This window comes from Polyangium jinanense (genome assembly GCF_028435365.1).
Genome location: NZ_JAGTJJ010000003.1, coordinates 41614 through 65436 on the forward strand (window position 1 = coordinate 41614; position 23823 = coordinate 65436).

A 23823-nucleotide genomic window follows, 5' to 3' on the forward strand; every position below is an offset into this window, starting at 1 on the left:
GCTGGCGGCGCCGCGGGCGGATTCGGGGCAGCAGGGGTGGGGGCGGGAGGCGCCTTCTTTTTGGCCATGGCTTTTACAGATCCAGATCCAGATCGCCGAGGTCGTCCTGAAGAGCCGCGAGCTCGGCGTCGTCCACCTTGGTCTCGATCGCCCGGAGAATTTCTTTTTCGCTGCCGCCCCAGAGCTCCGCGAGCAGGGCCGCGATCTTTCGCGCCTCGCTCGTCTCGAACGAGCCGAACGCGCGGCGGAGCGCGACGACGGCGCGCCGGAAATCGTCGTGGTCCATCGCCTCGACGAACGTGCTCATGGCGGCCCAGAGCGAGCGGCGTGAGAGCAATGCATACCGGTTGCGCGTGGCGAGCCCCTCGAAAAAGCCCGCACCTTCGCTCGGCGAGACACCGGGGCAGATGCGGCGCGAGATGCGGCGGTCGAGGACGTCGTCCTTGAGGATGCCGCGTTCGAGGAGAATCGCGCTTGCGACGCCCGCGACGTGCGCCGAGGCGACGTCGTCGTCGGCGATCGCGTCGAGCACGCTCGCGAAACGGTCGACGTCGAGTTTGTCGGGGAACATGTGCCCCACGCGATGCAGGTGTCCGAGCGCGACGCCGACGTTCCGCGAGGCCTCCTCGTTGCAGCGCGAGGCCTCCGGCGCGAGGAGCGCACCACGCAAGAAAAGCTGGGCTACGAGCGGTTCGAGCGGCGCGACGTCGATTTTGCGTACGTCCTTGTACGCGACGAGGTGGCTCAATTCGAGGGCGGCACCCGCCACGGCCACGAAATCACCGTCGTCGACCGCGAGCGTCGAGACGCGGGCGAGCGCCGCTGCCGTCGCGTCCGAGAGGTCGCATTCGACGCTCCTCCGTGCGAGGTTCGCCGCGGCGTGCACGTTCGCGGCTGCTTCGAGCGCCTCGCCGATGGAGCGCGCCGCGGCGATCTCGATCGTATCGCCCCGGAGGGCGTTCTCGACGAGCTGGATCTCGCAATCGGGTGTCCAGCGGGCGCCCCAGACTTCCTTGTACGTGCTTTGCGCCCGGTCCTCCTCGCTCGTCCGATTCGCCGCGAATCCGATGCCGAGCACGGTGAGCCGGTGCAGGAAGATGGAACGATTCCGATCCCGGTAGGCCGCATCCTCCGATTTCGCGAAGCGATCCTGCCGGAGGTCGAGCCAATCCTTGCTCGTCGACCCTTTGATGATCTGTTCCTTGTCCTTGAGGTATTCCTCCAGGCGCAGATCCTTCACCCAGCGATAAAAATCGTCCTGGATCGACGTGCGCAAGACGCCCGGAGGCACCTTGCCGAGCGCGTCGCCCACCGCGACGTCGTGGATGAAACGCGCGACGTTGAGGGGTTCGCCCTGGCCGAGGCACGTCGCCGCTGCGTCTTCGAGGTCGCGCAGCGTGGGTGCGTGCGCGTCGCGCAGCGAGGCCATGCCCTCGGCAAGCCGCACGGCTTCGATGACTTCCGCGCTCGATCGCACCATGCCCGCCTTGCGCAGCTTCCCTGCGACCTCAGCGAGAAAGCGCGTCCCGAGCCGCGCCGTCGAGCCCGCTTGGGCCTCTTCGTAAAGCGCCTGGAAATACCCGGGCGCCTTGTTGCCCGCGCCGTATCCTGATTGCGAGCTCAATCGAAAGAAGCTGTACGGCATCAGCGTGCGCGTGACCGGTACAGTTTGGAGTTTTTCGATTTCCTCGTCGGTCATGGCCGGCTCTTCGGCGACGAGCACCGGCGCGTGATAGGCGCCGCAGATGACGACGATCCGGTCGGGGTCGTGCCCTTCCGCGATCGTGTCGCGGATTCGCCGACGCATGAACGCTTCGCGCAAGAGCGTCTCTTCGCGCCGCCGCGGCGACTCGTACTCGAGCGCGCGGAGCTCGCGGCCGAGTTCGAAGATGCTCAGGCGATAGGAATCCGGCGACATCGAGTGCTCGAAATGGCGCTCCCACCAGGTGTCGTGGTCCGGATCGCCCGAGAGCTCTGCGATCGCCTCGTAGGGATCACCGAGGTAGCGCTGGGTGTCCGTCTCTTGTTTTTCGTCTGCCTCTTCGGATTCGTCCTCGTCTTCGTGCGCATGCTCTGGCGCGGGCTCGCTGCGGGCGAGGTAAACCGAGGCGGCGAGGTCGATGAAGCGGGCCACCCGTTTTTTCTGGAGCGCCCAGCGAAGCGCGACCCACTCGGGCGAATAAGCGGCGAGGGGGAAAAGAACGGAGCGGACGGGCCGCTCTTGCGTGAACGCGAGCAGCGCGACCGGGGGCGTCGTACGTTTGTCGAGGAGGTGCGCGATCTCATCGGTCGCGTCGCTCGGGCCCTCGACGAGCACGGCCGTGGGATCAACCTCGTCGAGGAATCGCTCGACGTGCCAGGCGCCCATCGGCGACAGGTGGCGTACGCCGAAGATACGCGCGAGCGGCCCCGTGGTGGGCGGGGTTTTTCCCGGCACCACGGCCTTTGCCCCGGGGTTTGCCTTCCTCGCCGCCATGGCTGCCTACACGAGCTCCTTGCAGGCCGTATAAAGCGGCTCCCAGGCGCCGCCGCGCTTCTTCATGACGTTCTCGAGGTACTCGACGAACACCGCCTCGTCCTTCGAATCCTCCTTGACGACCGCGCCGAGCAGGCCCGCGGCGAGGTCGCGGTCGCTCACGCGGCCGGTGCCGAAATGGCCGGCGAGGGCCATTCCATTGCCGAGCACCGAAATGGCCTCGGCCGTGGAGAGGACGCCTGAGGGGCTCTTGAGTTTTTGCTTGCCGTCGATCGTCTGGCCCCGACGGAGCTCCTGGAAGACCTGCACCACGCGGCGCACGGCCTCCTCGGCCGGGGGCGCCGCAGGCAATTGGAGGCTCGATCCGATCTCGCGCACGCGGCGCGCCACGATCGCGACCTCGGTGTCGATGTCGCTCGGCACGGGGAGCACGACAATGTTGAAGCGGCGCTTCAAGGCGGCGCTCATGTCGTTGACGCCGCGGTCGCGGGTGTTCGCCGTGGCAATGACGTTGAAGCCGCGCTTCGCTTGCACGTGCAAGCCGAGCTCGGGTACGGCGAGGACCTTCTCGCTGAGGAGCGTGATCAACGCGTCCTGCACCTCCGAGGGGCACCGCGTGATCTCTTCGAATCGGACGAGCCTGCCCGCTTCGAGCGCGCGGTGAATGGGCGAGGGCACGAGCGCCTTCGGGCTCGGCCCTTCCGCAAGCAAGAGCGCGTAATTCCACGTGTAACGAATCTGCTCCTCGGTGGTGCCCGCCGTGCCCTGGACGAGGAGCTGCGAATCATTGCAGATGGCCGCCGCGAGGTGCTCCGAGAGCCAGCTCTTCGCCGTGCCCGGCTCGCCGATGAGCAGAAGCGCGCGGTCGGTGGCGAGCGTGGCGATCGCGATCTCCACGATGCGCGGCGCGCCCACGTATTTCGGCGTGATGTTCACGTCGCCGACCTTGCCGCCCATGATGTAGAGGAGCACGGCTTTCGGCGAGAGCCGCCAGCCCGCGGGTTTTTCGAATTTGTCGGCCGCCGCGATGGCTTCGAGCTCGCTCGCATACAGCCGCTCCGCCGGCTCGCGGAGGACATCCGATTTCACAGAGCCCTCGCCGCCGTCCGCCTTCTGGGTGTCCTTCTTCGTCGCCATGCTCTTGTCCCCGACCGTGCGTTCGATGGAAATACGTGGTTTGTCGTGTCAATCGACCGTGGGCGCCGCTGTTCGAGCTCGTTCGAGGAAGCGCAGGCATTCCTCGAAGGGCGCCGCTTCGGCGCGCGAGAGGCGCTTCCTCTTTTGCTTCGCGTCGAGCCAGCTCCGGAGCATCGGGGCCAGGGCCGGATCGTCGTACGCGGTCATGACGTTGCACGCGCGGCCATAGTCGTAGCCGCCGCGCAGAGGCTCGAGCAGTCGCAAGAACGCGTGCAGGATGCGCGGGTCGCGCTGCTTGCCGAGGCATTCGAAGACGAGCAGGGCCTCCTCGCTCGACAAACCCTCCTCGCGCGAGACCGAGAGCGCGTCCCCGAGCGTCTTCGGCGAGCGCGCATGCACGAGGAGGGTGAGCGCGGAGATCCGCAGGCTCTTGTTCCCGAGCATGGCGACCCCGAGATCGACCCAGCGCTCGTCGTTGCGGATCTTCTGGGTGGCCTCGGCGGATTCCCCATTGCCCGGTGTGCCGTCGTCCCCCTCTTCGAGATCCACGAAATGGTTTGCGACACGCGCGAGGATACGCTCCGCGAGGTCGAGGCCCTTTTTCTGCGCGAGCGCCAGAGGCTCGAAGAAACGCGCGAGGCGGTCGTGGGCCTTCGCCGGATCGAGGGCGATGACGCCACCGACGAAATCGTCCTTCGTGGTGTCGGGCGCGTCGTAGAGCGACGGCATGAGCTCTTCCCATGCGCCCGGAAAACCGATGCGGAGCAGCGCGCGCGCCGCGGCGTCGCGCACCTCCTTGACCTTGTGCTGGCGGAACGCTTCGAGCACGAGGTTCGCCCCCTCGTCCGTGCCCCGCGCCGTGAGGAGGTCGACGAGATCGACGAGGTATTCGACCTGGTTTGTATGCGCCTTCTGCTCCTTCGCGGCCGCGTCCTTTTCTTCTTTCGTCGTGGCCTTCTTGATGCGGTAATGGCCGAGCTCGCGGAGCTCGGGCGAAAAGAGCGCGATGATCCGCTCGTTCGCGCGCGGGTGCTTGCTCGCGGCGAGCGAGATCTCGGCCGCCGAGCGCAATTCGGCCGTGCCTCCGAAGGCGCGGAGGAGCACGTCGAGCGCCTCGTCGCTCGGAGCCCCGGCGAGCGCATGCACGGCCGCGACGCGCACGTCCTTCGAGCGATCCTTTTCCGAAAGCACGAGCGCGATGGGCTCGGCGGCGAGGGGGTCGATCCGGCCGAGCTCGGCGATCGCCGCGGCGCGGATGTCCGGAACGCCTTTTTCGACGGCCTCGCGGAGAAGGTCCGTGGCCTTCGCTCCCTCGATCCGCGCAATGGCGCGAAGGAGCCGCACGTCGAGCGCGCGGCCCTTCTCGAGGTCGAGGTGTTTTTGAAGGCTGGGCACGATCGCCTCGCCGAGCGCCGGCACGAGGTATTGCACGACCACCTCGGCGATGGCGCCGTCCGAGAGCGCCGGAACGACGAGCGGCAGGAGGCGCAGGTCCCGCGCCGCGCCGCGGTCCGACATCGCGTAATCGCGAATGATGCGGGAGCGCTGCCGCGCATCCGGGGCGTTCGTCAGGGCGCCGACGAGCGTATTGAGCTCCGTGGGCGTGAGCGGCGTGCCGATTTTCCGCGTCGGCGTGAGCGGCGTGAGGTCGCCGTTCGCCTCGGGCAGGGCCGGCGTCGCCTGCGCCCCGCGCACCTGCGCCATGAGCGAGGCGAGCGCGAGGAGCTCGGAGGCCGCGGCCTTGCCCGTGGCATTCTGGAGTTTTTCGATCTGCTCTGTGACCTTGCCGAGCGCGGGCGCGCGCGCGGCGAGCGGGGCGAGCGTGTCCCGCGCGGCGGCGAGGTTCGGGTCTGTCCGGGCAATCTGCGCGCCGGCGAAGAGCCAGCGGTCGACGTCGCGGTCGAGCTGCTTCAGGGTATCCTTGGCCATCGTCGTGCTTCCTCTTCGATCAAGCGCGGAGGCGCAGGTGTTCGTCGCCCACGAAGAGCGCGAGCGGATCGCCGTAGATGGCGCGCCTGAGGAGGTCGTAATAAAGGCGGACCGCGAGCGTTCCCGGGCCGAACGCCGCCGCCGCGTGGCGGAGCGCGTCGGTGCTCGGGAGCCTGCCGTCGTTCATGTTGCGGAGGACGAGCCGCATGCCCGCCTCGTCCTCGACCACGAGCTCGCCCGCCACGTCGCCGAATTTCTTCGCCGCGACCAGGAACACCGCGTCGAGCGGGTGAAGCGGGTTCTTGAGCTGATTGCGCATCGCCCGCAGCACCGGGTCGAGGGGTTTTCCGTGACGGTGCACGGCCTCGTAATCGGCCGCCTCGCGCGGCCGCTCGCGGATCACGCCTTCGGTCTTTTCGTCCCAGCGGACGCGGCGATTGACGAGGTCGCCCGGATACAGCGCAGCGTCCGCGATTTCGAGCGTGCCCAGGCGCGAGGACCGGAGCTTCGTGAAGGGCAGGGTGTGAAACGGGAGCGAGGTCACCTCGCAGACGACCGAGCCGTCGTCGAGGTCGACCAGAAAACCGATCGCCGTGGCAAACTGGGTGATTTCGTCGTCGGAGCGCTCGTGCGCGAGCTCCAAGAACCTTCGATTCTTGACCCAGTAGCCGGCTTCCCGGAGCTCGGGCAATCGCCAGGCCTTGCCGAGGATCGATTCGAGCTGCGCGTCGGCCTCGCTCTGCGTCGTGCCCTCCTCGACGAATTTGCCCTCGAGCGCCTTTTTCCCGCGGCGAACCGTGGTGTAAAGTTGCGTGAGCGTGAACGCGATGCGCGCCTCCTGCGCCTCGCCGAGGCCCCGCGCCACGTCCCGCACGCCGGGGGCGTCGTCGTCGTCCTCGTCGCCGAGCCATTCGCCGGACACGTACGACGCGAGGCGCGTGAGCACACCGGCCGTGCGCTTCATGTCCGCGTCGGCCATGCGCTTCGCCTGGTGCTCGATCGCCTCGATGCTCTTTCCGGAGAGGCCGCCGAGGCCGCCCGAGACGAGGTCGACGAGGAACGTCTCCAGGGTATCGAGGGCGTCGCTTTGCTCCTTGGCCTTCTTGGCGAGCGCGGTCTTGTTGACGCGCGGGGCCGCGGCCGCCGCGGCCGGCTTCTTTTCGGCGGCGGCTTTCTGGGCCTGCTTTTCGCGTTTCTGGACGAGGTCCTTCGGCGGCTCCTCGACGGGGAAGAGCGCGCCTTTTTGCGCGTATGCGAGCAGGAGCGCGACGCCGTGCTTGCAAGGGAAGAGGCGCGAAGGGCAGGTGCAGCGGACGGTGGGTTTGTCCGTTCCGGTCGCGAGGTCCATGGAGACCGCATAAGGCGAGCTGCCAGAGCCGTCGCAGTGGCCGAAGGCGAGGGTCCCATCGTCGTTCTTGGCGAGCTTCTTCAGCGCGCCTTTCCGCAAGAGCGACTTCGCGTCGAGGAGCACCTTCTCGTTCGGCGCCCACTCGGCGATCGATTGCTCGGTGACGACCACAGCCATGCATCGGACCGTACCAGAAGGACGCCGACGTGGGGAGGGGGAGTTTGGAGAGGTGTGACAGGAAAAGTCCGGGCCAGGACGAACCGGTTCAGGGGGCGCAACGCGGGGGAACGTCCTCGTGCGCGGGGTCGTCTCCGGCGGGCTTTCCGGCGAGGATCGTGGCGAGCAGGCCGCTCGTGAAGGCGCGCTCCTCGCAGAGGTCGAACGGCATTCCGAAGCGGCCGGCGCGGCACTGGAGGCGGGCGCGGGCGGCGCAGGGGTTTTTGCCGAGCAGATCGACGTGGCCTGCGCCGTCGAGCACGTGGGCGGCGTCCTCTTTGTCGAGGAAATGAATCGAGGCGGTCGGGCCCTTGCCCGTGGGGCTCTGGAAGTGCAGCGTGCCGTCGCTCCAGCCCGTGACGAGCCATTGGCCGTCGGGCGTGAAGGCCAGCGAAAAGAGGTTCGACGTCAGATTTTGCATGAGGTGCGCCTCGCCGGTCGCGACGTTCCAGAGCCGGAGGGGGTTGTCGAGCCCGCCCACGGCGAGAAGCTTTCCGTCGGGGGAAAACGCGAGGTCCTCGATGGACCTCGTGGTGCCGGGCTTCGTGTCGGCGAACGTTTGGCGCGACGCACCCGTCGCCGTGTCCCATACCCGCGCGCTCTTGTCTTCTGAGCCCGAGGCGAGGAGTTTTCCATCGGGGGAGAACACGACCGCGGTTACGGCGTCGGTGTGCCCCGGCAAGCGGAGCTTTTCGGCGCCCGCGGCGACGTCCCAGAGTCGCACGGTTTTGTCGCTCGATCCGGAGGCGAGGTATTTTCCATCGGGTGAAAACGCGAGGTCCTGGATCGCGCCCGTATGCCCGAGGAGAGGGCGCGCCGGCGCGTTCGTCGTCGTGAGCGAGAAGAGGAGGATCGCGTCGCCCATGTCGACGGCGGCCCACGAGCCATCGGGCGAAAGGGCGAAGGCCTGGGCGGGGTCTTTGAGTTTTTCCGCGCGGACCGTGGCGCCCGTCTGCGCGTTCCAGACGCGCATTCCATGGCCAGCCCCGCCGAGGAGCTTGCCGTCTCCCGAAAATGCGATGTTGCCTTGGTCGTCGGAGACCGACGAGGTGCGGTGCAGCGTTCCCTTTTCGAGGTCGAGCATCCGCAGCATGCCGTCCCACGGCAGCGCGGCGAGGGTTTTCCCGTCGGGGGAGATTGCAAAAGAGCTGATGCCCGGGTCCTGCAGGCCGATCCGCTTCACGAGGGCGCCGCTCGTCGCGTCGACCACGCAGACCGGGCCGGGACTGCAGTCGACCGCGAGGCGGCGGCCGTCCGGCGAGAAGGCGACATCGCCGAAATAGACGATCTCTTCGAGCTTCGTCCGGACAGACCCGGTTTTTGCATCCCACACGGAGATGCCGGCGAGGTTGTCCGCGGCGAGGAGGGAGCCATCCGGCGAGAGGGCGATCGTATGGGCGGGGTCCTCCGCGTCGACCTGGATCGTCTTTTTCAGGGCCCCGCTACGCGGGTCCCAGATCTGCACGCCGCCCTTGTCGGTGGCGACGGCGAAGGTCTTCCCATCACGCGAGAAGGCCGTCTGCCAGATCGGCCCACCTTTCCCCCCGAGGGTCGCGGTCACGCGGCGCTTTTCGATTTCCCAGAGGCGGACCTTGTCGTCGGTGAAGGGAATGGCGAGCGTCTTGCCGTCCGGCGAGAACGTCGCGCTGACGGGCCACGCCGGCTCGTCTTCGTCCTCGTAGGGCAAACCCCCCTTGATCGGGATCCGTGAAGAATACGGCGCGCTGACGTCGTGGATGAACGAGTTCTCGTTCTGGAGCGCGACGAGGCGCATGAGGTCGGGAGAAAATGCGGTGCCGTCGACGGTGGGGAGGTTCTGCAGCTCGCGCACGAGGAGCCGCGACGAGAGGTCCAGGAAAAAACCATTCGAAGAGGTCTTCACGCCGAGGAGCTTGGCGTCGCTCGACAGAGCGATCGGATCGTTCCCCGAGATCCAGGGCACGTAGAGGTGAACATACTCGCGACCCGTCTCCGCCTCGAAGAGGGAGACCTCGATGTCGCCGCCAGCCGGCCCTTGCGAGAGCGCGAGGAACCGGCCGTCGCTCGACCAGTCGAGCGAGCTCACCGTGAGGTCGCGGTTTGGCAGGACGACCAAGGGCAGTCGTCGTTCGGTCTTGTAGAGCAGCCCGAAGGCGCGATCGAAGAGCTTCTGGGCCTCGGCCGCGTCGCCGAGCCTGCGCGTCACGAGGGCCGCGCCGAGCAGGGCCTGGCCATTCGGGTGCGCCGCGAAGGCGCCGAGATACGCCACGCGGGCGGCGCGGAGCGAGGCTTCGTCGCCCTTGGCCGCGAGCGCGTCGGCCTGCTCGACGAGCGGAAGCGTCACCTTCGTGATGTTCGGCGCGAGCAGGTTCTCGAGCTTCTTGTCGCCCTTCTCGGCCGCCGCGTGGGCCGACTCCGCGCGTTTTTTCATGGCGTCGCTCGCGCCGGGCATGCGGAGCAGCTTGTTCGTGAGGTCGTATGTGTACGAATAATCGTACAGCTCGACGGCGAGCTCGGCGCTCGTCGCCAGATCCTCGGCCAGCACCTCCGGGGCCGCGCTCGGGCAGAGCTCACGCACGCGCGCGAACACGCGCAGAGCGCGGTCGAGCTTTCCTTTGCCCAGCAGCGCGGGGACCTTCTTTCGCAGCGCGTCCGCGACCTCGCAAGGGTTCGCCGGAGGCGGCGGGCTCGGGGCGGGCTTGGCGACGGGCGATGGCGGCGCGGGCGGGGGTTGCGGCGGCGCGCTTCCGCAGGCGAGGAGCCCGAGGAGGGGTGCGGCAGGAAGAACCCCAAGGAAACGGAGCGAGCGGGCAAACATGCGTGGACGGTATCACGTCGGATCCGCGGCTCGCAATGCGGCTAGAGGGAGAGGCGCGTGTCCTCCGACAAGAGCACGTTCACGCGCTCGATGTCGCGGCGGAATTCGGTCCAGCGGGCCTCGCGCTGGGTGAGGTCGTCAAAGGGGACGTCGCGGAGATCCCGGAGTGCGGCGTCGGCGACGCGGCGGAGCGCGGCGAGGCTGAGGAGGCCGACGAGGTGCGCGTCGAGCGCGTGGCCGATGTAGGTGTCATTGAAGGCGACGCCCTTCGCGCGCCACGCCGCGCGGCCTTCGGCATTCGTGTTCACGACGTCGTGAATGAATACGGCGCGCATGCCGCCGCCGGGGTGCTCCATCATGCGGGCGCCGGCGATGGCGTCGCCCTGGCCGCTGTCGCCGCAGAAGACGAACGTGTATTCGGGGAAGAGCTTGCGGTATTCGATGAAGCTCCCGTATTTCTTGTCGGCCATGAGGTCGTGCGTGGCGATGTGGCCGAAATCGCCGGTGAGGACCTTGGCATAAGGGAGGCCGAGCGCGGTGAGGTGCTTGCGCGTGATGCCTTCGCCGAGGCCGGCGCGGTCGCCGGGGCGGGCCGTGAGGAACGTGAGGTCGCCGAGACCGTCCTGCGGGGCGAAGGCGAGGTCGAGCTCGTGGTAGAAGGCGCGCACGCCGGGGTAGGGGCGCGGCTCTTTCGTGCGGGGATAACGAGTGTCTTTCCAGTTCGGGTACAGCGTGTCGTCGATGTCCGAGAGGACCTTCAAATCGGCGCGCGGTACGGCGGCGACGCGGAAATGCTCGAGGAGCCGCTCGCGGAGGAGGTCGTCGTCGAGGTCGCGATAGATGAGTTGCTGGAGATCGCGGTAATCGCCGCCGTCGTCGATGGCGTTTTTCAGCGCGGTGAGCTCCGCGCCGCGGGTGCCGAGGAGGATGGTTCCGATGGCTGCTTCGTCGGCGCTGCCCGTACGGCCCCGCTGGAGCGCGAAGACGAGTGCGGCGCGCGTGGGGATGGAGAGATCGGCGAGCCGCTCTTCGCAGAGAAGTCGGAAAAGGGGGGTGCGGTTGTCCGGACCAACGACGCGGTCGTCGATGCTGGAAAAGAGCCGTTTGAGCGGCAGGCGCCCGAGGAGATGGTCGAGCTCGCGGGGGCGGGCGCCGCGGAGGAGGTCGAGGATCCGGGCCTCTTCGGTCCGATCGGTGTGGCCCGCGAGCAGGCGCTCGATCGTCGCGATTTTGGCGTCGGCGGCGGCCTTGTCGAAGTCGTCCGGGACCATCGAGGAAACGATAGAGCCCGGGCCGTACGGTCGTCAACGGCCCGTCAAGCGGGGCCGCCCTCGTTCCCCGCGACGCCCAAGAGGCGCGGATCTTTCGGGCCTTCCGTCGTTTCCACGAGGATGCCGTGCCGGGTCAAATACTCCACGCCGTTTTCGCCCGCATATCCCTCGGCCACCACGATGACCTTCGTGATGCCCGCGTGGTGGATGAGCTTGGCGCACAGGATACACGGCTCGCCCGTGACGATGATCCACGCGCCCCGCGTGGCCACGCCGCTCGCGGCCGCGTTGCAGACGACGTTCATCTCGGCGTGATGACAGCCGACCTCCATGCGCGTGCCGCTCGGGATCTGCATGGTGTCCCGCAGGCAGACGTCGCCCCCGCAGAGGTCGCCGCCGCCGCGGGGGCCGCCGTTGTAGCCGTCCATGAGGATGACGTTGCGGTCGGGGTCGAGCAGGAGGGCGCCGAACTTGCGGCGGGGGCAGTTCGACGCCTTGGCGAGGGCCAAGCATTGCTCGATCCGGATGCGCAGGTGTTTCGCCTTCATGACGGGAGGCGAGGGTTTTACCCGGCCCGCTCGATCGGCGCAAGGACGATCCCGCCGCGAGCGATCCAGCGAGCCGGGCCCGAGAGGGGCGTCGAAATGGGCGCCGCGCGCCTCAATTCGTGCATTCGACGTTCGAAAGCATGCCCGTGCCGGTGACCTTGTTGTCGCATTTCACGATCGTGCCCGTCGTACCGGGGCCGACGTTGATGCCGAGGTTCGGGTTGGTGATGCCATTGGCCGTGTTCTTCTCGAAGACGTTGTCGTTGCCCCAGCCCATCGTCGCCTGGCGCACGACGAAGCCGTCCTTCGGGGTCTTGTCGCCGGTGTTTTCCGCGAAGAGGTACTTGTTGCCCGTGACGGCCACCCACGCGTCCTCCGAGCCGTCGGCCGTGAGGCCCTCGCCATTGAAGGTATTTCCACGGACCTCGCCGCCCTGCGTGCCTTCCTTCAGGTCGACGTGCTCGGTTTTGATGCCGGGGCCGAACTTGTTCGAGAGGATCTTCGTGCCGTCGCAGGCATCCGGCATGTCCGGAGACGGCCAGGCGCTGTCGTCGCTGCCCACGTAAATGCCCTCGGCCGAATCCGGCACGGCGAGGCCCGTGTTCGTGATCTCGGAGTACTCGATCGTGTTGCGGCTGGCCCCATTGCGAAGCTGAATGGCCATTTCGCCGACGTCGTGCACGAAGAGGTTCGAGAGGATGTTGTCGCTCGATCCGTCGACGTAAATGCCCTTGCGGCCGCCCGTGATCGTGATGCCCGAGACGACCCAGTAATTCACCTGGAGCAAGCGCAGGCCGGTGTTCGCGGGCATGGCGCTCGTGTCGAGGATCGCGTCGCGCGGGCCGCATACGATGATGGGTTTGTCCGCGGTGCCGCTCACCATCTCCAGGTCGAACGTATCGGCATAGGTGCCCGCCGCGAGGCGGATGAGCTGGCCGGGCGCGGCCTTGGAGAGCGCGTCCGTCAAAGCCGCCGCGTCGGCGACGTTGACCTCGGTGTCATGCGGCCAGTCACAAGGATCGGCCGGCGGGCCGCCGCCCGCGCCGCCCGCGCCACCCGCGCCGCCCGTGCCGCCGGTGCCGCCCGCGCCGCCCGAACCCCCGGCGGCACCCGCGCCGCCTGGCCCACTCGAGCCGTCTCCACACGCGGAAACGACGGGGAGCGCGATCAAGACGGCCGCCAAGGAGAGGACACCCGAGCCCGAAAGGAACGAACGGAACGGCGAGGAAGTGCGCAAGTTTTTAACAATCATGAAGGTTCTCCAGCGAAGAGCTTACCTGGAGGCGTGGCAGGCGGGAACCACTTTGCATCGAGCAGAAGCGTGCTCGTCGCAGGCCGCGCGCGGCGATTGCCGGCCGTGAGGCATTGGATGGTTTGCCGTTTGGCAAGCGCGCCGGGGAAGGACGCGCATTCGGAGACGCGGGACACAAGGCTGATCCTGGCATATTCCTGCACCATGGACGGATGCTTCGTGTGCATGATCCAATGAATGCTCGCTTGACCCGGACCCCGGACCCGTGCGTATTTTTCGATACATGCATGAGCCGCCGCCCCCGAAAGTGCTCGTCGTGGACGACAACGAGCCGAACCGCGTCCTGGCCGAGGAGACGCTGCGCCTCGAGGGCTACGATGTCGTGATCGCGACGACGGGGGAGCAGGCGCTCGAAGTGTTCGTCCGCGAAGCGCCCGATCTCGTGCTGCTCGACATACGTATGCCCGGGCTCGACGGGTTCGCGACGTGCGCGCGGCTGCGCGCCCTGCCGCGCGGGACGGAGACGCCCGTCGTGTTTTTGACGGCCCTCCGAGACCTCGAGACGTTCGACCGCGCGAGCCGCGCCGGCGCCGACGATTTTCTCACGAAGCCGGTGCGCCCCGCGGAGCTGCTCTCGCGCGTGCAGACGCTGCTCCGCATCCGGCGGCTCAGCGTGGAGCTGCACGATCACTTCCGCGTGATCCGAAAGCAACGCGACGACCTCGTGCGGCTGCAGCTCCAGAAGGAGCAGCTCGTGTCGTTCGTCGTGCACGACCTCAAGAACCCCGTGAGCTCGATCGAGCTGCACGCGCAGCTTCTCACGCGCGACGCGTCGCTGTCCGAGGACGCGAAGGAGAGCGCGGTGTGGATCATGCGCGAGGTGCAGATGATGAAGCGGCTCGTGCTGAACCTGCTCGATATCGGCAAGGCCGACGACGGCAAGCTCGCTCTGCGCCGGAGCTCCGTCGACGTCGGTGCGATGGCCGTCGCGGTGGCGAACGCGGCCGGCGTGCGAGCCGCCGAGCGCGACCAGCGGATCCTCGTGCAGGTGGCGAGTGGGCTGCCCGCGATCGAGGCCGATGCCGATCTCGTGCGCCGCGTCTTCGAGAACCTGATCGACAACGCGCTCCGCTACGCGCCGCGCGGCGCGCCGGTCTCGATCGACGTGTCAGCCGGCGAGGGGCCGTTCGTGGTCGTGCGTGTGGCCGATACGGGGCCAGGGATTCCGGAGTCGATGCGCGAGCGGATCTTCGATCGGTACGTGCAGCTCGACGCGCATACGGCGAGCGATTCGCGCCTGGGTCGTGGGCTCGGGCTCGCGTTCTGTCGGCTCGCGGTGGAGGCGCACGGCGGGTCGATCTGGATCGATCCTTCCGCGCAAGGCACGGTCTTCTGCTTCCAGTTGCCTCATGGACGTTGACGCGCTGCTCGCCCGCGTGCTCCGGCAGAGCGCGGTACTGCTCGTCGCGGACGCGCGCGGCGTGGTGCTCTACGCGAGCGAACGTTCGTCCGAGGTGATGAGCAACGCGCTCGTCGGAGAGTCGCTCGAAGCGCTGTTCGCCGGGGAAGGCGGCATGATGGACGAGCTCTGGCCGACGCTGCGCGCCGGCGGGACGTGGACCGGGGCCATCGCGCGCAAGGATCCGAGCGGAGGCCTTTCGTGGCTTCGTGGCGCGGTGTTCCCCGTGCGTGACGAGGCCGGCGAGCTCCGGTTCGTCGCGACCGCGACGCCGGTCTCGCGGGCGGCGCATCTGGAGGGCGATCTGCGCGACGCCGCGAGTTTTTACGAGCAGGCGCCGTATGCGCTGCAGTCGCTCGACGAGGGCGGGCGCATCCTGAGGGTGAACACGACGTGGCTCACGTGGATGGGGTACACGCGGGACGAGGTCGAGGGCGTGCTCTCGTTCAAGGACGTGATCACGAGCGAGTCGTACGCGCTGTTCCTCGAGGCGTTTCCGGTGTTCAAGGAGCGCGGCTCGGCGCGGGACATCGAGTTCACGTTCCGGCGCAAGGACGGCTCGACGTTCCCGGGGCTGCTGAGCTCGACGGCGATCAAGGACGCCTCGGGGCGCTTCGTGCGCAGCCGCGCGGTCATCCTCGACCTCTCGGCGAGGAAACGCGCCGAGTCCGAGCTCGCCGAGGCGAAGCGCATCGCCGACGCGGCGAACAAGGCGAAGAGCGAGTTCTTGTCGTCGATGAGCCACGAGCTGCGCACGCCGCTCAACGCGATCCTGGGCTTCGCGCAGCTCCTCGGGCGCGACAAGAGCCCACAGCTCACGGCGCGGCAGCTCGGGTACCTGAAGCACGTGCTGCGCGGCGGCGAGCATCTCTTGCGGCTGATCGACGAGGTGCTCGATCTCGCGCGGATCGAATCCGGTCACGTGCCGATCTCGGTCGAGCCCGTGGACGTCGAGGCGGTGCTGCGCGAGGTGTCCGTGACGCTCGACCCGATGGCGCAGAGCCGCGGCGTGACGCTCGCGCTCATGCCGCTGCCGCCCGATCTGCCGCAGATCTGCGTGGATCGGACGAGGTTTTCCCAGATCCTCCTGAACCTCGGATCGAACGCGATCAAGTACAACCGCGCGGGCGGACAGGTGTCGTTCGTCGCGAGCGTGACGGCGTCCGGCGAGGTGCGCGTGACGGTGTCGGACACGGGCATCGGGATCCCCGCGGAGCGGCAGGCCGAGCTGTTTCAGCCGTTCCATCGGCTCGGGCAGGAGACAGGTTCGATCGAGGGGACGGGGATCGGGCTCGCGATCGTGAAGCGGCTCGTCGAGCTGATGGGCGGTCGGGTCGGGGTGCACAGCACGATGGACAAAGGTTCGGAGTTCTGGGTGGAGTTTCCCGCGGCCGCGATCACGCCCGAGGAGCGCGTGTCGTCCGTGCCGCGCACGCCCGCGCACCGTGAGCTCGCATCGTCCGAGGGGCGCAGATACAAGGCGCTCTACATCGAGGACAACCCCGCGAACCTCGCGCTGATGCAGGAGCTGCTCGCGACGCTGGAGTCGTTCGAGCTCCTGACGGCGCCGACGGCGGAGATCGGGATCGAGCTCGCCCGCGCGCATCGGCCCGACATCGTGGTGCTCGACATCAACCTGCCCGGGATGAACGGGTTCGAGGCGATCGAGCACCTGAAGAGCTCGCCCGAGACACGCGCGATCCCGGTGGTCGCGCTGAGCGCGTCGGCGATGGAGCGAGATCTCAGGCGCGCCGAGCAGGCGGGTTTTTCCCGGTACCTGACGAAGCCGGTGAAGATCGAGGAGCTCGAAGGGGCGCTGTCGGAACTCGTGGCGAGGCCGCGGGCGTGATCGGGAGGATCCACGGCAAAAGGAGGGGATGGCCCGAGGAGGGCCCCGGCTGGTAGGCTGCGGACGCACGCATGAACATTCGCGCCTCCAGGATCGTTTTGGTCGTCGCTGCTTGCCTGCTCCCCGCCTGTGGCGGCGAGAGCGCATCGTCCCCGCCGCCGGAGATGCCGCCATCGAGCGGCGCCGCGGAGCGCGAGGAAGCGCCGCCCCCGCCGCCCGAGGCCGATCACGGGCCGGAGCCCGGGGAGGGTCCTGCGGCGAGCGAGGACACGAAGAGCCCCAAGCCGTCCGCGACGAGCGAGGACAAACCCGCGACGGCGGCGTCGGACGTGCCGGGCGCGAATCTGTCGATCGGGCAGCTCGAGGCGGACGGGCTCATGGCGAAGGACATTCAGTGCAAGACCGAGGGCGGCGGAATGGCGCTGCTCGGGGCGGTGCTGGTGACGGCGTGGATGTCGCCGCAAAAAAAGGCGCTCGACGCATGCGCGCCGGCCGGGACGGAGACGCGCGTGGTGTGGAAGGCGCGCGGCGGGAAGGTGACCGATGTGCAGGCGGCAGGGAGCCCCAAGGTGAAGGCGTGCGTCGAGCGAGCGCTCTCCGGGGGAAAACCCGTGCTCGAAGGGCATTGCGCCGCGACGGTCGTGCACGGAAAGTGAAGGGGAGGACGAAACGATGACCCGCCGCGCATTTTCCGTTGCCGTGTATCCGCGATATGAAGGGCGCATTCTCTTGATTCGTCATCGGCGGCTCGGCATCTGGCTGCCGCCGGGCGGGGAGATGCTGCCGGACGAGTCGCCGCTCGAAGCGGCCGCGCGCGAGCTGCGGGAAGAGACGGGGCTCGTCGGTCGGTTCCCCGTGGTGAGCGATATCGACGGGACGCCGCCCGGGTTCATCGGGTACGAGGAGCACCCGGCCGGGAGCAAGGGGATTCACCTCAATTTCGTGTTCGTCGCCGATGTGGACACCGACGTCGTGCAGCCGAACGACGAATTCGAGGAGTGGCGCTGGGTGACGCATTTCAACGACGTCGGCGGGCCGCCGAACGTGGCCCAGCTCGGGCGGATCGCGCTCGCGGCGCGGGCGCGCGGGTGAAAGGCGCGCGGGGCGGCGATTGCGCGCCCCGCGCGTCGGTTCGGTGGAAAGGGGGGAGCGTCAGTACACGGACTGGATCCAGTCCTTCATGGCGCTCGGGCTGCAGCCGTGCTTCTTGTGGCCGGCGCCGAGGCTGAGCTCCTGGATGATCTGCGTGCAGGAGCAGCCAGCGGTGTCCTTCATGGTGAAGGAGAGCTTGGGGCTCTTCGACTCGCCGACCGTGAACGACGCGCCGCCTTCCCAGATGGAGTGATTCGGGTTCAGGCCCTCGGTGGCATCGTCGTACGTCGAGTACTTGCACTCGTCGACGTTGTCGCAGACGCCGTCGTAATCGCTGTCGCCCGTGCAATCGTACTCGCAGGCGTTCCCCATGCCGTCGTAGTCTGCGTCCTTCTGGGCGGGGTTCGCCACGTAGACGCAGTTGTCGCAGACGTCGCCGACCTTGTCGTAATCAGCGTCTTCCTGGTAGGAGTTCGGCTTGTCCTTGCAGTTGTCGCAGACGTCGCCGACCTTGTCGTAATCAGCGTCTTCCTGGTAGGAGTTCGGCTTGTCCTTGCAGTTGTCGCAGACGTCGCCGACCTTGTCGTAATCAGCGTCTTCCTGGTAGGGGTTCGGCTTGTCCTTGCAGTTGTCGCAGACGTCGCCGACCTTGTCGTAATCAGCGTCTTCCTGGTAGGGGTTCGGCTTGTCCTTGCAGTTGTCGCAGACGTCGCCGACCTTGTCGTAATCGGCGTCTTCCTGGTAAGGGTTCGGCTTGTCCTTGCAGTTGTCGCAGACGTCGCCGACCTTGTCGTAATCAGCGTCTTCCTGGTAGGGGTTCGGCTTGTCCTTGCAGTTGTCGCAGACGTCGCCGACCTTGTCGTAATCGGCGTCTTCCTGGTAAGGGTTCGCCTTGGAAGGGCAGTTGTCGTAAGCATCGCACACGTAATCGTAGTCGGCGTCCACGCAATCCAGACGACTCTCGGCCGTCCCGAGCTCCTGCTCCTCGTCCTCGGGGGTCGCGGCTTCCATGCAGCCCACTGCGATGAGCGTCGTCAAGACGGCGGTCAAGGAGTAGAAGGCATTCTTTCGTTTCATGCGAAACACACCCCTCTTTGTGCGAAATCGACATGCAAGTGCGCTGTTTGCCCCGACGCACGGGACAGACGCGCAGCGCAGGTCCGGTGACGGCAAAACCCCTCCGTGTGCGGCATTCGTTGCCCACACGAGGGCCGGGCATTGTGAAGGACCCGACCCGCGTCGAATTCGTGCGGACACTATTCACCACGACGGGGTGACCATCAAGGTGAATTCGAGAGGTGAAGGCGAGGGAGGGGAAGCCCTTCTCGATGGAGGGATTTCCTGGAGGGGGACGCTGGACGATTCCCATTGATTCGTCGAATCGCGGGACGATGAGGGCGACCGCTCGCCGTGGCGGCAGTTTGTCGGCGGAGGCGGTGGCCGCGTTATCGGCCAATCACTTGTTCACGAGATTGATCCAGTGCTGCATGACGCCGGGGGGGCAGCCGAATTTGTCGAGGCCTTTGCCGTTGATGCCGAGCTCATCGCGGATCTGCTTGCAGGTACACCCAGCGGTGTCCTCCAAGGTGAACGAGAACTTGGAGTCGTCGCCGTTCCCCAGTTTGCCGACGTCGAATGCCGTACCGCTCTTCCCCGTGAAGATGGCGTGATTCGGCTTGAGGCCGCCGGGCGCCGTGTCGAGCTCCTTGTCCGTGTTGTCACATCTGTCGTCGTCGTTGCAGATCGTGTCGTGGTCTTCGTCCTTGCAGGGACCGCTGCCGCCGCCGCCGACAACGTCGCACGCGTCCCCCTTGCCGTCGCCGTCCGAATCCGTTTGACCGGGGTTCGGGTCGTTCGGACAGTTGTCGCAGACGTCGCCTCTGCCGTCGCCATCCTTGTCCCCCTGCCCGGGGTTCGGGTCGTTGGGACAGTTGTCGACGTTATTGCATACGCCGTCTTTATCCGAGTCTGCGCAGGAGACGATTTCACACGCGTTCCCGACGCCATCGTTGTCGTCGTCCGCCTGGCCGGAGTTCGCCGTGTTCCGACAGTTGTCGCAGGCGTTGCCGACGCCGTCGTTGTCGGCGTCCGCCTGATCCTCATTGTAGTCGTTCCGGCAGTTGTCATCGGAGTTGCAGACGCCGTCATTGTCGTTGTCCGCGCAACCTGCGATGAGCTGCTCCTCCGCGGTCTCGACGATTTCGTCCTCGCGACGCGAAGAATCCATGCAGCCTACGGCGACGAGCGTGGCGAAGAAAGCAGTCACGTAGTGGAAGCCATTGGTTCGTTTCATGTTGAGACACACCCCTCTTGTTCGTACAGGAACGCTCATGGCCGAGCCCGGCGCCTCGCTTCGGATGAAGGCGTCCGCTCGACCCTCGACATCGCCATTGCGCTGTTCCCCCCGATGCTCATGGGCGGAACGCACGACGCGTGGGGACGGTGGCGGCAGAACCCCCTCCATGCGCGGCTTTCCCCACCCGCACGGAGACCGGAACAATCAGGAGCACCGCTCCCGCGCCGAATTCGTGCCGCACTATTCACCACGGATCGGCGGTCATCAAGGAGAAATCGGGAGGTCGAGGCGAGGAGGGAACACGCCGCTGGATTGACGGATCACCCGAACCAGAGCGCAAAGTCGCGACGAACCCGCTCCGTCGGCGAAAAGCCGCGGTCGTCGGGAACGCCGGAGTTTTTCCCGGTGCTTTGGTGATTGTCTGGAGGATCGGGAAGGGGGCCCGCGATATGGAGCGAGGGGTGGTCACTGGAGTGACCAGGCGAGCGCGCGGGGCATTGCAGCGATTACTTGTTCACTTGGGAAATCCAGAATTCCATCGTGGTGATGCTGCAGCCGTGGTTGATCATCCCCTGGCCGAGGCCGAGCGCTTGAATGATCTGCTCGCAGGAACAGCCGCGCGTGTCCTCGAGCGTGTAAATGCGCGGCGCCGGCTGGCCCTTCATGCCGCCCGTGTCGAAGATGGGGTCACCGTCGACGAGAGCATAGCGGTTGTACCAGAGCGAGATGGCCGGCACGGACACCTCCGGGATGACCGTGAACTTGCAGAAGTCGTCCTGGTCGCAGATGTAGTCCCGGTCCTTGTCGACGCATTCGCACGTGGGGCTCGGGTTCTCCGGGCAAGCGTCCTCGAGGTCGCAGATGCCGTCGTCGTCGATGTCCGAGCAAGGAGGCGGGGGCGGCGGTGGAGGCGGCGGAGGCGGCGGCGGAGGCGGAGGCGGCGGCGGAGGCGGCGGAGGCGGCGGCGGAGGCGGCGGCGGAGGCGGCGGCGGAGGCGCGTCGCAGGCGTCGCCGAGCCCGTCGCCATCGCTGTCGAGTTGATCGGGGTTGAAGACGCCCGGGCAGTTGTCCTGGTAGTCGCAGAGGGAATCGACGTCCGCGTCGGCGCAGGCGTCACAGGCGTCGCCGAGGCCGTCGTGGTCCACGTCTTCCTGGCCCAGATTCGCGTGGTGGGGGCAGTTGTCGTCCGGGTCGCAAATCGTGTCCTTGTCGGCGTCGGCGCATTCGCAGACGTCACCAATGCCGTCGCCGTCGGTGTCCTTCTGGTCGGGATTGCCCCACGCCGGGCAGTTGTCGTCCTCGTTGCAGATCTTATCGCCGTCAATGTCGGGACACGCCGCGTCGCAGACGTCACCAATGCCGTCGCCGTCGGTGTCCTTCTGGTCGGGGTTTTTCCAGGCGGGGCAGTTGTCGACGGCGTTGCAGATGAAATCGCCATCGATGTCCGGACAATCGCAGACGTCGCCGACGCCGTTGCCGTCGCTGTCCTTCTGATCCGGGTTCTCGTGATCGGGACAGTTGTCGACGCCGTCGCAGATTCCATCGAAATCGCGATCGGGGCAAGTCACGGGCGGCGCGACGAGGTTGTCCCGGGAAGTCTCCACGTCCTCGCCGTGGCCGAAATCCATGCAGCCGGCGAGGATCATCACCGAGACGAGGCCCGTCGCATACTTGAAGCCATTCCTTGGATTCATGGAAAGTATCCCTCGCTTCCGTGGGGCGATTGCCATGGGCGGGACGGAGTCGCGCCGTATGCGACGGCGCGCTCCGATGCACGAGCGGTAAGCGACGCGGAAGCTCGCGCGGCCCTTCGCGATCGATGGAGAGGCTCGGCCACGCGCGCGCCGATGCGGGAGCACACGCGTGTCCGCGACGCACCGGGCCACCTGCCCCCGCGTCAATTCATACCGATACTATCTAGCCGGGGAAGTTTGGCTTTCAAGCCGATTCCGCGATGAGCAAGGCCGCGTCATTGCGGCGAATATCCAGGCGACGAGGAGACCTGGAGACCTGGCGGCGGCGCGAAAGGAGGGGAGGGGAGCGTGATTCTACGCCCAGGACGTGTCTTCAGGAATGCGGCGTCGAGGAGGAGGCGGAGTCGGCCGTGCGCAAGGAAGGCACAGGCCCGTCGGGCGCGGCGGCGAGCAGGAGTTTCGGCTCGACGCCCGTATGCGTGGTGATGAGCCGCGCGCCGCGCTTCCACGTGAAATATTGCCAGATCCAGTTGAACATGACGAGGAAGCGGTTCTTGAAGCCGATCAGGAAGAAGACGTGGACGGCCATCCACGCGAGCCAGGCGAGGAAGCCCGCGAGCTCGAGTTTTCCCATCATCGCAATGGCGCGCTTGCGGCCGACCGTGGCCATCGTGCCCTTGTCGAGGTAGGCAAAAGGCTCGCGCGGTTTTCCCCGGAGCTCGGCGCGAATCGCGCGCGCGACGTATTTGCCCTGCTGAATGGCCGCAGGGCAGAGGCCGGGGACGTCGACGCCGTTCTTGTCGCGACAAGCGGCCATGTCGCCAATCGCGAAGACCTCGGGGTGGCCAGGGACAGCGCAATCCGCGCCGACCTTGACCCGGCCGCCGCGATCGAGCTCGATGCCGAGCGCGCGCGAGAGCTTGGTGCCGCGGACCCCCGCAGCCCAGACGACGGTGGCCGCGTCGATGCGCTCGCCATCCCCGAACGCAATGCCATTGTCATCGATGCGCGCGACGGGTCTCCCTTTTTCGACGGCGACGCCGAGGGAGGCGAGCTGGGCCTCGGCGCGTTTTCCGAGGTCCTCGGGGAACGCGGCGAGAATGCGCGGGCCAGCCTCGACGAGGACGACACGGGTCGACGACGGGTCGATGGCGCGAAAATCCTTGGAGAGGACGTGCGTCGCGAGCTCGGAGAAGGCGCCGGCCATTTCAACGCCGGTGGGGCCGCCGCCAATGACGACGAAGGTGAGTAGACGTTTGCGCGCCTCGGGGTCGGTCGTGCGTTCGGCGCCCTCGAAGGCGAGGAGCATGCGCTCGCGAATGCGCAGCGCCTCGTCGAGGGTTTTCAAGCCGAGCGCGTGCGTGCCCCACTCGTCGTGGCCAAAGAAGTTGTGCGTCGCGCCGACGGCGAGGACGAGGTAATCGTAGCGGAGCTCGCCCTTGTCGAGCAAAAGCCGCTTGCCCGGGAGGTCTATGCCGGTCGCCTCGGCGAGCAGGACGCGCACGTTCCGCTGGCGAGAGAAGACCGAGCGGATGGGGACGGCGATGTCGGCCGGCGAGAGGCCCGCGGTCGCGACCTGGTAGAGCAAGGGCTGGAAGAGGTGGTGGTTCGTGCGGTCGACGAGCGTGACGCGGACGGGCGCGCCCGCGAGCGACATGGCGGCGTTGAGCCCGCCGAATCCTCCCCCGACGATCACCACATGAGGCATGTCCTTGCGATCGGCCATGCGGCACCTCCCAGGCGGCCCGGGTTCGAGTAGACCCCGGGCACGCCGCGAAACGGAAGTCTTTTCGACGGCTCCGTAGGGAAGGGGACACGTGAAGGCGAGAGGGTACGCGTCGCGCGCGGAGGTGATGGGCGTCGTCCCGATTCATGACTTACCATTTCCCTCTTGGGGGGCGGCGCGCCCGCTCGCGAGCGCCCGATCGTGCATGATCAAGAAAACACGAAACGAACGTCGCGTGTCGGGGGGCACGGCGAGGGCGCGGCCTTCGCGTCGCCGCGCGGCCTCGTCCGAAGAGCCTTCGGGGTGGACGTTCCTGACGAACCACGCGCACGTGCTGTTCTGTCTGGCCGAGGATCCCGAGGTGCGGCTGCGCGACGTGGCCGAACGGGTGGGGATCACGGAGCGCGCGGTGCAGCGGATCGTGACGGACCTGGAAGGAGAGGGGTTCGTGACGCGATCGCGGGTGGGGCGGCGGAATTTGTACGAGGTGCATCCCGACAAGCCGCTGCGGCACCCGATCGAGGCGCACCGCGACGTCAAGTCGCTCCTCACGTTGATCCTCCGCGGCCGGGCGCCGAGGGCCGCGCGCTGACCGGGAAACCCCATCCAGGACAAAAAGCACCGGAAACGCAGGGCCCTGCCCGTTTGGGGTTGGCTCGGGACGAGGAGCCGTGCTACCTCGGTGGCGCTTTGGGCGCGCGTCCAAGGCCGTCCGACCAAACGGTCGCGGCCG

The 23823-nt window shown here is 67.3% G+C and carries 17 protein-coding genes; 5 read left to right on the plus strand and 12 right to left on the minus strand.

What is annotated here, in order from left to right; all coding sequences use genetic code 11:
* Positions 1-73: 73 nt before the first annotated feature.
* From KEG57_RS09390 to KEG57_RS09425, 8 genes are all read right to left on the minus strand, one after another.
* Positions 74-2476 (minus strand): DUF5682 family protein, encoded by a 2403-nt coding sequence (locus tag KEG57_RS09390; RefSeq protein WP_272458377.1) that lies wholly within the window; start codon positions 2474-2476, stop codon positions 74-76.
* Positions 2477-2482: 6 nt separating this feature from the next.
* Positions 2483-3613, minus strand: coding sequence for an ATP-binding protein (locus tag KEG57_RS09395; RefSeq protein ID WP_272419312.1), 1131 nt, complete (start codon positions 3611-3613; stop codon positions 2483-2485).
* A gap of 48 nt (positions 3614-3661) precedes the next feature.
* Positions 3662-5542 carry a HEAT repeat domain-containing protein gene (locus KEG57_RS09400; protein WP_272419313.1) on the minus strand — a complete coding sequence of 627 codons (1881 nt, stop codon included), beginning with the start codon at positions 5540-5542 and terminating at the stop codon, positions 3662-3664.
* A 19-nt stretch (positions 5543-5561) separates the two neighbouring features.
* Positions 5562-7067 carry an SWIM zinc finger family protein gene (locus KEG57_RS09405; protein WP_272419314.1) on the minus strand — a complete coding sequence of 502 codons (1506 nt, stop codon included), beginning with the start codon at positions 7065-7067 and terminating at the stop codon, positions 5562-5564.
* Between the two features lie 88 nt (positions 7068-7155).
* A complete protein-coding gene (locus KEG57_RS09410; protein WP_272419315.1) occupies positions 7156-9903 on the minus strand; it encodes a WD40 repeat domain-containing protein in 2748 nt (915 codons plus the stop codon).
* A 41-nt stretch (positions 9904-9944) separates the two neighbouring features.
* A complete protein-coding gene (locus KEG57_RS09415; protein ID WP_272419316.1) occupies positions 9945-11174 on the minus strand; it encodes a hypothetical protein in 1230 nt (409 codons plus the stop codon).
* A gap of 44 nt (positions 11175-11218) precedes the next feature.
* A complete protein-coding gene (locus KEG57_RS09420) occupies positions 11219-11722 on the minus strand; it encodes a deoxycytidylate deaminase (protein WP_272419317.1) in 504 nt (167 codons plus the stop codon).
* A 112-nt stretch (positions 11723-11834) separates the two neighbouring features.
* Complete coding sequence (locus tag KEG57_RS09425) at positions 11835-12974, minus strand: right-handed parallel beta-helix repeat-containing protein (RefSeq protein WP_272419318.1); 1140 nt, start codon at positions 12972-12974, stop codon at positions 11835-11837.
* Between the two features lie 265 nt (positions 12975-13239).
* Here KEG57_RS09425 and KEG57_RS09430 point away from each other — a divergent pair, with 265 nt between their 5' ends.
* The 4 genes from KEG57_RS09430 to KEG57_RS09445 all read left to right on the plus strand — a co-directional run bounded on the left by KEG57_RS09430 (position 13240) and on the right by KEG57_RS09445 (position 17374).
* Entirely contained in the window at positions 13240-14394 is a 1155-nt protein-coding gene (locus KEG57_RS09430; RefSeq protein ID WP_272458378.1) for a hybrid sensor histidine kinase/response regulator, read from the plus strand.
* Positions 14384-16282 carry a PAS domain-containing hybrid sensor histidine kinase/response regulator gene (locus tag KEG57_RS09435; RefSeq protein WP_272419320.1) on the plus strand — a complete coding sequence of 633 codons (1899 nt, stop codon included), beginning with the start codon at positions 14384-14386 and terminating at the stop codon, positions 16280-16282. Before KEG57_RS09430 ends, KEG57_RS09435 begins: the two co-directional genes overlap by 11 nt.
* A 71-nt stretch (positions 16283-16353) precedes the next feature.
* Positions 16354-16938, plus strand: coding sequence for a hypothetical protein (locus KEG57_RS09440; protein WP_272419322.1), 585 nt, complete (start codon positions 16354-16356; stop codon positions 16936-16938).
* Between the two features lie 16 nt (positions 16939-16954).
* Entirely contained in the window at positions 16955-17374 is a 420-nt protein-coding gene (locus tag KEG57_RS09445; protein WP_272419323.1) for an NUDIX domain-containing protein, read from the plus strand.
* Between the two features lie 60 nt (positions 17375-17434).
* Here the strand turns inward: KEG57_RS09445 and KEG57_RS09450 are convergent, their stop codons facing one another.
* The 4 genes from KEG57_RS09450 to KEG57_RS09465 all read right to left on the minus strand — a co-directional run bounded on the left by KEG57_RS09450 (position 17435) and on the right by KEG57_RS09465 (position 23090).
* Positions 17435-18451 (minus strand): thrombospondin type 3 repeat-containing protein, encoded by a 1017-nt coding sequence (locus KEG57_RS09450; RefSeq protein ID WP_272458379.1) that lies wholly within the window; start codon positions 18449-18451, stop codon positions 17435-17437.
* 379 nt (positions 18452-18830) lie between these two features.
* The gene (locus tag KEG57_RS09455; protein WP_272458380.1) at positions 18831-19667 is read right to left on the minus strand and encodes a thrombospondin type 3 repeat-containing protein; all 837 of its coding nucleotides are present in this window, start codon (positions 19665-19667) and stop codon (positions 18831-18833) included.
* A 509-nt stretch (positions 19668-20176) separates the two neighbouring features.
* A complete protein-coding gene (locus KEG57_RS09460) occupies positions 20177-21364 on the minus strand; it encodes a thrombospondin type 3 repeat-containing protein (protein ID WP_272458381.1) in 1188 nt (395 codons plus the stop codon).
* A gap of 373 nt (positions 21365-21737) precedes the next feature.
* Positions 21738-23090: an NAD(P)/FAD-dependent oxidoreductase gene (locus tag KEG57_RS09465; RefSeq protein WP_272419327.1), complete on the minus strand. Its 1353-nt coding sequence runs from the start codon at positions 23088-23090 to the stop codon at positions 21738-21740.
* A gap of 235 nt (positions 23091-23325) precedes the next feature.
* On the opposite strand from KEG57_RS09465, the gene KEG57_RS09470 reads away from it, so the two are divergent.
* On the plus strand, positions 23326-23682 hold the full coding sequence (locus tag KEG57_RS09470; RefSeq protein ID WP_272419328.1) for a helix-turn-helix transcriptional regulator: 357 nt from the start codon (positions 23326-23328) through the stop codon (positions 23680-23682).
* Positions 23683-23823 lie beyond the last annotated feature (141 nt).

Excerpts from the sequence above, each read along its gene's own strand:
- KEG57_RS09435 (WP_272419320.1), top strand. The coding sequence starts at position 14,384 with ATGGACGTTGACGCGCTGCTCGCCCGCGTGCTCCGGCAGAGCGCGGTA.
- KEG57_RS09395 (WP_272419312.1), bottom strand. The coding sequence starts at position 3,613 with ATGGCGACGAAGAAGGACACCCAGAAGGCGGACGGCGGCGAGGGCTCT.
- KEG57_RS09410 (WP_272419315.1), bottom strand. The coding sequence starts at position 9,903 with ATGTTTGCCCGCTCGCTCCGTTTCCTTGGGGTTCTTCCTGCCGCACCC.
- KEG57_RS09445 (WP_272419323.1), top strand. The coding sequence starts at position 16,955 with ATGACCCGCCGCGCATTTTCCGTTGCCGTGTATCCGCGATATGAAGGG.
- KEG57_RS09425 (WP_272419318.1), bottom strand. The coding sequence starts at position 12,974 with ATGATTGTTAAAAACTTGCGCACTTCCTCGCCGTTCCGTTCGTTCCTT.
- KEG57_RS09405 (WP_272419314.1), bottom strand. The coding sequence starts at position 7,067 with ATGGCTGTGGTCGTCACCGAGCAATCGATCGCCGAGTGGGCGCCGAAC.
- KEG57_RS09440 (WP_272419322.1), top strand. The coding sequence starts at position 16,354 with ATGAACATTCGCGCCTCCAGGATCGTTTTGGTCGTCGCTGCTTGCCTG.
- KEG57_RS09420 (WP_272419317.1), bottom strand. The coding sequence starts at position 11,722 with ATGAAGGCGAAACACCTGCGCATCCGGATCGAGCAATGCTTGGCCCTC.
- KEG57_RS09455 (WP_272458380.1), bottom strand. The coding sequence starts at position 19,667 with ATGAAACGAACCAATGGCTTCCACTACGTGACTGCTTTCTTCGCCACG.
- KEG57_RS09390 (WP_272458377.1), bottom strand. The coding sequence starts at position 2,476 with ATGGCGGCGAGGAAGGCAAACCCCGGGGCAAAGGCCGTGGTGCCGGGA.
- KEG57_RS09400 (WP_272419313.1), bottom strand. The coding sequence starts at position 5,542 with ATGGCCAAGGATACCCTGAAGCAGCTCGACCGCGACGTCGACCGCTGG.
- KEG57_RS09460 (WP_272458381.1), bottom strand. The coding sequence starts at position 21,364 with ATGAATCCAAGGAATGGCTTCAAGTATGCGACGGGCCTCGTCTCGGTG.
- KEG57_RS09465 (WP_272419327.1), bottom strand. The coding sequence starts at position 23,090 with ATGGCCGATCGCAAGGACATGCCTCATGTGGTGATCGTCGGGGGAGGA.
- KEG57_RS09415 (WP_272419316.1), bottom strand. The coding sequence starts at position 11,174 with ATGGTCCCGGACGACTTCGACAAGGCCGCCGCCGACGCCAAAATCGCG.
- KEG57_RS09450 (WP_272458379.1), bottom strand. The coding sequence starts at position 18,451 with ATGAAACGAAAGAATGCCTTCTACTCCTTGACCGCCGTCTTGACGACG.